2 protein-coding genes are annotated in these 2276 nt (G+C 35.6%); one reads left to right on the top strand and one right to left on the bottom strand.

The features are described 5' to 3' along the window. Window positions 1–406: 406 nt before the first annotated feature. Window positions 407–1408 (bottom strand): porphobilinogen synthase, encoded by a 1002-nt coding sequence (gene hemB, locus GO685_RS04850; protein ID WP_175937812.1) that lies wholly within the window; start codon window positions 1406–1408, stop codon window positions 407–409. Window positions 1409–1666: 258 nt separating this feature from the next. Here hemB and GO685_RS04845 point away from each other — a divergent pair, with 258 nt between their 5' ends. Continuing rightward, window positions 1667–2257, top strand: a complete 591-nt coding sequence (locus GO685_RS04845; protein WP_175937811.1) for a hypothetical protein — start codon at window positions 1667–1669, stop codon at window positions 2255–2257. The last annotated feature ends 19 nt before the right edge of the window (window positions 2258–2276 follow it).

Raw genomic sequence — 2276 nt, 5'->3', positions numbered from 1 at the left:
GGTACATATAAATAATTAGCCACCGACCTGGGCTTTTTTTGCTTTTTTTCTCGCTTGGTAAATTTCTTAAATATTTATAGCTAGTTGCAATTTGTGAACGAACATTTGTTTTTACAACAAGTAGTGTTATTCCAGCGCATGACGCTGGAATCTAAGAATTTTATTAGGTTGGTGAGCATAAAGGTTATGCTAAAATACACCGTTTTATGGAAAACCGGACCCCAGTGTCCGCTACTTGGATGACAAGAAGAGGGTGCTGGAATGGCAAGAAAAGGAAGCACTAGGATGCACCATTTGTTGTAAACTCACTTTTACTGTATGATTACTTTATTTATAGCATCTTGTCTATCTCATTTTACCATTCCGCTGAATAGATACATAAAAAGTAACCTTTCTACAGTGCGTGTTACGCTTCTTGCTTCAAATTTCTTGCAACATCAAGTGCAGCATAGGTGAATATTGTACCCGCACCTGCGCGTTTAAAGCTAATTAAAGACTCATAAATTACTTTGTCATAATCCAGCCAGCCATTGTTTGTCGCAGCCTTTATCATTGCGTACTCACCACTTACTTGGTAAGCAAAAATCGGAAAATTAAACTTATCGCTTGCTGTTTTTATTACATCCAAGTATGGCATACCTGGTTTTATCATAATAAAATCTGCACCTTCGTTTATATCCATTTCGATTTCGCAAATTGCCTCTCTCGCATTTCTATAATCCATTTGATAACCACTTTTATCGATAGAATTTGACGGTTCGCATGAACCAACAACTTGTCTGAATGGTGCATAGAAGCTGGAGCAATATTTCACTGCATAAGATAGTATTGATACATCTTGAAAGCCATTATCATCCAATGCTATTCTTATTTTCCCTATTCTACCATCCATCATATCAGAAGGGGCAACTATATCACATCCTGCTTTTGCCAAAGCAAGTGCTTGCTTTAGCAACACTGACACAGTTTCATCGTTTTCCACATCTATCTGATTGCTTTTTAAAATGCCATCATGACCATGAGTGGTGTATGGATCAAGTGCAACATCTGCGATAATGCCAATGCCCGGCACCTTTAATTTTACAGCACGAATTGCCTTGCAGATTAAATTGTCCAGATTGTATGCTTCCTCAGCATTTTCAGATTTTAATTTACTGTCAACTACAGGGAAAATTGCAATAGCATTAATTCCTAAATCCTCAGCTTCTTGAACCATGGAAACCAATCCATCTATTGAGTAACATTTTATGTCAGGTAAGCCAGAAATTGGTTCGGTTGTTTCTTCTCTATCATGAACAAACAGGGGAAAAATCAAGTCGTTTACTGATAAAATGCTTTCACTTGTTAAATTGCGAATCCATCTACTTGAGCGTCTACGCCTTAACCGTGTGTTTTGGAAATTAAACATCGTATTTATTGTGCTAGATAAAACTTAATCTGACAGAAGAATTGAGGTAGTCAAAACTAATACCAGAGTCTTGTTTAATGCTATTAATATTTTTCTGAAAAGCAATACGTTTGCTATCAAAAAATAGATCTCTTATGTCTTGTTTGACTTCTCGATAACGAAAGTTGGTATAATCTTTATATTAAGCTATAGCCTATAAATTTCTTATTGACATTTCTTTTATAGTATAATATGCTAATATTAAAATAGGTGTGCAATATGTTAGGCGAAAGTAACAATCAACAGCAAGATAGAGCGCGTGCTATGATAGAAAGAGCACAAAATGCTTACCACAATACTGGTAAAATTAGAAGATTTATCAACATAATTCTACTGGTAAGCATGATTCCTCTACTTTTCCTTCTTGTACAGCTCTTTGTGTATTTAGGGTTAGTAAATTATCTTTTAAAACCAGAAGAAAATGAACCGAGATTATCGGCTTGGCCAAAAAATATCATTAGGGTAATATTAAAAGCTGTTCTAGTCGTATGCATTATTGCCTCCTGTATACTTTTAGCATTACCTGCGTTATTCTTATGGCTACTAAACCGGACACTCGTTGGAGAGGTGTGGCAGCTTTTTAACTTAATGCGAGAAGTTCCAGAAGAAGAAAGACCGCTTCTCATACATGGTTTAGTTGATGTCTTTCCTTTTGTTGCGCAAACTACTCACGATCCAAACGCGGTTTCTAGTGTAAACTTAAGTGTTGATAAACTCATAGAAAAATATAAGGAGAACCTAGTCTCTGTGAAAAAAGTTTATCATGAGAAAATAAGGAAAGATGTAGCAAAAACTGGTAGTTTAACTTAGCTACAAATAGAGAAATTAC

This window comes from Wolbachia endosymbiont of Madathamugadia hiepei (assembly GCF_013366855.1).
GTDB lineage: Bacteria > Pseudomonadota > Alphaproteobacteria > Rickettsiales > Anaplasmataceae > Wolbachia.
The sequence above is the reverse complement of the archived record's forward strand: the minus strand, read 5'-3'. Positions and strand labels throughout refer to the sequence as shown.